6 protein-coding genes and 1 pseudogene are annotated in these 6172 nt (G+C 73.4%); all 7 read left to right on the top strand.

The genetic code is table 11. The annotated features are described in order from the left end of the window. A pseudogene (locus AOK24_RS51335) lies at window positions 1-260 on the top strand (wax ester/triacylglycerol synthase domain-containing protein); the annotation flags it as partial. Between the two features lie 2 nt (window positions 261-262). Continuing rightward, on the top strand, window positions 263-1000 hold a 738-nt coding region (locus AOK24_RS30685; protein WP_240554211.1), incomplete at its 5' end, for a WS/DGAT domain-containing protein. A gap of 63 nt (window positions 1001-1063) precedes the next feature. Next, on the top strand, window positions 1064-2542 hold the full coding sequence (locus tag AOK24_RS30680) for an SDR family NAD(P)-dependent oxidoreductase (protein WP_055723299.1): 1479 nt from the start codon (window positions 1064-1066) through the stop codon (window positions 2540-2542). A 139-nt stretch (window positions 2543-2681) separates the two neighbouring features. Next, window positions 2682-3428 (top strand): peptidoglycan recognition protein family protein, encoded by a 747-nt coding sequence (locus tag AOK24_RS30675; protein ID WP_055723298.1) that lies wholly within the window; start codon window positions 2682-2684, stop codon window positions 3426-3428. Between the two features lie 122 nt (window positions 3429-3550). Continuing rightward, complete coding sequence (locus tag AOK24_RS30670; protein ID WP_055723297.1) at window positions 3551-4672, top strand: DUF1648 domain-containing protein; 1122 nt, start codon at window positions 3551-3553, stop codon at window positions 4670-4672. A gap of 171 nt (window positions 4673-4843) precedes the next feature. Then, window positions 4844-5815: a 3-oxoacyl-[acyl-carrier-protein] synthase III C-terminal domain-containing protein gene (locus AOK24_RS30665; RefSeq protein ID WP_240554210.1), complete on the top strand. Its 972-nt coding sequence runs from the start codon at window positions 4844-4846 to the stop codon at window positions 5813-5815. Beyond that, window positions 5812-6172: AMP-binding protein (locus AOK24_RS30660; protein WP_240554208.1), on the top strand; the 361-nt coding region annotated here is incomplete at its 3' end. The genes AOK24_RS30665 and AOK24_RS30660, both read left to right, overlap by 4 nt.

Genomic DNA, 6172 nt, shown 5'->3' with positions numbered 1-6172 from the left:
CCTGCCCGGCGAGGACGGCGTGACCTTCGCGGTCCTCTTCAAGTTCCACCACGCCCTGGCGGACGGCCTGCGCGCCCTGACGCTGGCGGCGGCGGTCCTGGACCCGATGGAGGGACCCGAACCACGGCGCCGTACGCGCCCCGGGGACGAGGAGGAGACGCCGTGGGTACGCCGGCTGCTGAACGCCCCGGCCGACCTGGCCGCCGGCGTCTCCGGCCGCATCCAGGACGCCCTCTCCGGCGCCGGGCGCGCACTCGACANNGCCGTCCGCTCCACCCCGGCGCTCACCTCCGAACCCTCCGGCACGCGCCGTACCGCCGGGGTCGTGATCGACGTCGACGATGTGCACCGGGTGCGCAAAGCCGTCGGGGGGACCGTCAACGACGTACTGATCGGTGTCGTCGCGGGGGCGCTGCGGCGGTGGCTCGACGAACGCGGGGACGGGAGTGCGGGGGTGGTGCCCCGGGCGCTCGTGCCGGTCTCGCAGCGCCGTCCCCGTACCGCTCATCCGCGGGGGAACCGGCTCTCCGGGTATCTCGTGCGGCTTCCCGTCGACCAGGCGGAGCCGCTCGCGCGGCTCGCCGCCGTACGGGCCGCCATGGACCGGAACAAGGACGCCGGGCCCCGCCGGGGCGCGGGGGCCGTCGCGCTGCTCGCCGACCATGTGCCCGCGCTCGGGCACCGGATCGTGGGGCCGCTCGCCGGGCAGGCCGCGCGGCTGTGGTTCGACGTGCTCGTGACCAGCGTGCCGCTGCCCGGGGTGGGGCTCAGGCTCGGCGGGCACCCCGTCGTCGAGGTGTATCCGTACGCGCCCCTCGCGCGCGGACAGGCGCTCGCCGTCGCCCTGTCCAGCTACCGCGGGCGCGTGCATGTGGGGCTCGTCGCGGACGGCGCGGCCGTACCCGATCTCGACCGGCTCGCCGCCGCCGTGAGCGCCGAGGTGGAGACGCTGGTCACGGCGACCGCCGCGGGTTTGGAGGACGGGCGGGGCGCTCCGTAAAATCATCCGTTCGAAAGCGGACGCGACCGGCGCGCCGCACGGCGAGTCGAGGAACACAGCGCGATGACGGTGACAGAGGACGGCGAGGTCGCGTACGGCCCCGGGATCGACCCCGAGCGGCTGGCCGTCTGCCTGAGCGTGCTGGACGAGCTGGACAAGCTCGACGTCGACCACCCCGACGCGATCACCGTGCGGCGCGCCACCGCCGGCATCTACCGCACGGTCAAGCAACGCCGCAGGCAGGAACGCCGCGCCGCGAAGACCGCGCACGACAAGTCGGTCACCGAGGCCACCGCCACCGGCTCCGCGCAGCGCATCGACGACGAGACGGAGGGCATCCTGCCGTCCTCGGTCACCGAGGCCGGGAAGATCGCCGGCGTCCTCCAGCGCCCCCGCTCCTGCTACACCTGCAAGACCCGGTACGTCGAGGTCGACTACTTCTACCACCAGCTCTGTCCGCAGTGCGCGGCCCTCAACCGCGCCAAACGCGACGTCCGCGCCGACCTCACCGGCAAGCGCGCGCTGCTGACCGGCGGCCGGGCCAAGATCGGCATGTACATCGCGCTGCGGCTGCTGCGCGACGGCGCGCACACCACGATCACCACCCGCTTCCCCAAGGACGCCATCCGCCGCTTCACCGCGATGGACGACTCCGCCGACTGGATCCACCGCCTCGAAGTCGTCGGCATCGACCTGCGCGACCCCGCCCAGGTCGTCGCCCTCGGCGAGCGGATGACCGAGGCCGGGCCCCTCGACATCCTCATCAACAACGCGACCCAGACGGTACGGCGCCTGCCGTCCGCGTACGCCGCCCTCGTGGACGGAGAGTCCGCGCCGCTGCCCGCCGGGGAACTGCCCGCGCACCACGTCATCGGCGCGTTCGGGTCCGGCGCGGTCGACGGGATCGCCGCGCTGCCCCTCGGGTCGTCCGGGATCGACGCGCAGAAGGTCGCCGACCTCGCCCTCGTCGCCGGGAACGCGAGCGTGGAGCGGCACCTCGACGGGACCGCCATCGACGCGGGCGGGCTCGTCCCGGACGTCGTCGACACGAACACGTGGGTCCAGTCCATCGAGCAGATCTCGCCCGTCGAGCTCCTCGAAACCCAACTCTGCAACTACACCGCGCCGTTCATCCTCATCAGCGCGCTGCGGCCCAGCATGGCCGACGCCGCGCGCAAGGCGGTCAGCAAGCGCGCGTACGTCGTCAACGTCTCCGCCATGGAAGGCGTGTTCGGCCGTGGCTACAAGGGCGCCGGGCACCCCAACACCAACGCCGCCAAGGCCGCGATGAACATGGTCACCCGGACCAGCGCCGAGGAGATGTTCCAGACCGACGGCATCCTCATGACCTCCGTCGACACCGGCTGGATCACCGACGAGCGGCCCCACTACGACAAACTCCGCCTCGCCGAGGCCGGGTTCCACGCGCCGCTCGACCTCGTCGACGGGGCTGCGCGGGTGTACGACCCCGTCGTGCGCGGTGAGGCGGGCGAGGACGTGTACGGGGTGTTCCTCAAGGACTACGCGCCCGGGAAGTGGTAGCGGCAGGGCACTGACCGGCGTTTTCAGGTCAGGCTCGAATGTCGTGGCGTGGAGGCGGGGAGCGGGGGGACAGTGGGAACGGCGCACCACCGCGCCACTCCTCTCTCCTCGTGTCACGACGACAGGACAGGACCGGGTCATGGGACGTTCGGAACTCTCCGCCTCCGCTGGGGCCTTACGGCCGGGCCGCCGCAGCGTACTGCTGGGCGCGCTCGGCGCCGCCGCAGCCGGCGTACTGGCCGCCCGACCGGCGTACGCCGCCGCCGCGCCGGGCTACACCTTGCTGACCCGCGCCGCCTGGGGCGCCGACGAATCACTCCGGTTCGCCGCCGACGGCACCGAGAAGTGGCCGACGGAGTACTACCCCCTCCAGACGGTCAGCATCCACCACACCGCCGACGGCAGCACCGACCCCGACCCGGCCGCCCGCGTCCGCGCCATCTACCGCAACGACACCATCGGCAAGGACTTCGGCGACATCGGCTACCACTACCTGATCGATGCCGCCGGCCGCGTCTACGAAGGCCGTTGGTCCGGCACGGACGGCACCCCCGCCCACGACGCCACCGGCCGCCTCGTCACCGCCGCGCACATCGGGGGCTTCAACTCCGGCAACGCGGGCATCGCCCTGCTCGGCACGCTGACCTCGACACCGGCGTCGGCCGCCGCCCGCGCGAGCCTCGTCGGACTGCTCGCCGAACTCGCCGCGCGGCATACGATCGACCCGCTGGCCACCGCCGTCTACCGCAACCCGGTCAGCGGGGTCACCCGGACCGTCCCCACGATCAGCGGCCACAAGGACTGGGCGGCGACCCAGTGCCCCGGGACGCTGCACGCCGAACTGCCCGCCCTGCGCGAGGAGATCGCCGGGATGCTCGGCGGCTGACACCGGCAGGTCTGCCCGGCATCTCACGCGGGGGCGCCGAACTGTTCTACTAGATATATATCAGTTAGTATGGGCTTGTGTGGTCGGCAGCCCCCGGTGACCGACGTGACAAGAGGGAACAGGTGAACGCCGTGCTGGTCAACTCAGCTCTCAACTTCGGGATCCTCGCCGCGCTGAGCGCCGTGTTGTACGCCGCACCCGGTCCGGCCCTCAGTTCACCCGCCGTCCCCTTCGGTGTCCGGGTCCCGCCGGACCGGGCGAACGACCCGGCCGTCGAGACACAGCGCAAGGGGTACCGGGGCCCGCTGCTCGCCGTCGCGGCGGCCGTCATCGTGGCGTCCGTCGCGCTCGGCGCGGCCCTCGACACTCCGGCGGCCGGCGCCTTCGGCGCGGTGCCGCTGTGCGCCGCCGCCGCCACCCTGTGGACACGCGCCCACCGGCGCATCGCCCGGGTGAAGGAGGCGGACGGCTGGTACGACCGGACACGGCAGGGCGTCGTCACGGACATGTCGCTGCGCACCGATCCCGTACGGCTGCCCTGGGCCTGGACGCTTCCCGCACTGGCCGTGACCGCCGTGACCGCCGTCGTGGGCGCTGTCGTCTACCCCGACCTGCCTGCCCGCCTCGCCCTCCCCGAACGCACCCTCGGCGGCACCGCCTTCCGCGAATACACCACCAGCGTGTGGCTCGCCTTCAGCCTCGTCTTCGCGCAGGCGCTCGTCACCCTGGCCGGCGTGGGCGCCGTGTACGGCATCCTGCGCGCCCGCGCCGACCTCGACGTGTCCCGCCCCGCGAGCAGCGCGGCACGCCACCGCCGCTACCTGGCCGTCACCTCCCGCGCCCTCCTGGGCATCACCGCCCTCCTTAACCTCATGCTGCTGGGCATGTCGGCCCTGATGTGGAGCGACAGCCGCTCCTTCCCCCTCCTCACCCTCACGATCGCCGTCCCCCTGCTGGCGGCCCTCTCCGTCTCCGCGTACCTGATCCTGCGCGTGGGCCCCTCCGGCAGCCGGCTGCCCGACGCCCCGGCCGAGCCCTCCACCGGCCTCGTCCCCCGCGACGACGACCGCTTCTGGCGCCTGTCCGGCACCCTCTACGCCAACGCCGAGGACCCCGCGATCCTGGTGCCCCGCCGCGTCGGCATCGGCTGGACCGTGAACATGGGCAACCCCCGCTCGCTGCTGATCGCGTCGGCGGTCCTGGCGGTGGCGACGGGAGCGGCGGTCGTTCTCGCCGTCGCCTGAGCACGGGACGGCGCTCTCGCCGCTCCCCCCTCCTCCCGGCAGGGCCTTTCGGGCTCGGCAGAAACCTCTTCTGGCTGTCCACGCCCCCTGTTTGACTACTGCGCGGAGCAACCCCATCACCCACGGGGAGGGCACATGACGCGGGCAGGTGCGGCGGTCGCGGTTCGGGCCGTGGGACATGCGTTACCGGAAGCGTCGGTGCGGCTCGACGCGCTCCCGGCACTCGCCGAACCGGCGGGGGACCGGGAGCGCACCTTGAGAGGGCTGGGCATCGAGACCGTGCGGGTGGCGGAGGGCACGGACGCCACGGAGCTCGCGGAACGGGCGGCCCGGGAGGCGCTGCGAAGAGGCGGGATCGACGGTCCGGAGCTGGGCGGCCTCATCGTCGTGGAGCAGCGGGCCCCCGGGAAACTGCTCAGCTCGGAGGTCACGCGGCTACAGCGACTGCTCGGCGCCGAACGGGCGCTGGCGTTCTCCGTCGGCGGGCTGGGCTGCGTGTCGGTCACCCCCGCCCTGCTCGCGGCCCGCGGACTGCTCGCCGCCGATCCGGACCTGCGTGACGTGCTCGTCGTCCACGGCAGCACCCCGGCCTCCCCGTACCGCTACCGGCACCCGGTGACCGTCAACGGGGACGGCGGACAGGCCCTGCTGGTGTCGCGGAGCGGGGCCCTGCGGGTGCTGGACATCGCGCAGGAGACGAACGGCGCGTACTGGGACCTCTTCCACGTCGACTACCGGGACCGCCCGTCGGCCGAGTGGCGGGAGGAGTGCGCCGACCTGCCCGGATACTCCTTCCGGCTGGCCGTCGAGACCCGCGACCGGCTCACCGCGATGCTGCGCACGCTCCTGGAGCGCAACGGGATGACGCCCGCCGACGTGCGCGGATACGTCAGCCAGAACCTGTCGGCCGGCGGCCACGCGTTCACCGAGGAGGTCCTCGGGATCGAACTCCTCGGCGTCTGCCGGGAGAACCTGCGGCGCTACGGCCATCTCGGCCCCAACGACGTCTTCCTCAACCTCCACACCGCGCTGGAGCGCGGGGAGTTCACCGAGGGAGACCGCGTCGTCGTGATCAACGTGAGCCCGGTGGCGGCCTGGAGCCTGCTGCTGATCGAGACGAGGCCCCGGGAGGCCATGGCGTGACGGACACCGACGGCACCGCGACGACCGCCCCCGACGTCCTGTCCCTGTTCCTGGCCGGCGCCCGCGAGAAGCCCGGCACGCTCGCCGTCGTCGTCGGCGGGAGCGCCCTCACCTACCGGGAGCTGGCCACCGCGTCCGGCACGCTCGCCGCCCGGCTGCACGACGCCGGAGTACGCCCTGGACAGACCGTGCTGCTGCGCCTGCGGCAGAGCGCCCACACGGTCGTCGGCATGATCGCCGCGCTGCGGCTGGGGGCCGCGTGGTGCGTCGTGGAACCCCGCCACCCCGAGGACCGGCCCGCCGCGCCGCCGCGGGACGTGGACTGCGCGGCGGTCGTCGTCGAGGGCGGGGCGGGGG

The organism is Streptomyces niveiscabiei, assembly GCF_001419795.1.
Classification (GTDB): domain Bacteria; phylum Actinomycetota; class Actinomycetes; order Streptomycetales; family Streptomycetaceae; genus Streptomyces; species Streptomyces niveiscabiei.
The sequence above is the reverse complement of the archived record's forward strand: the minus strand, read 5'-3'. Positions and strand labels throughout refer to the sequence as shown.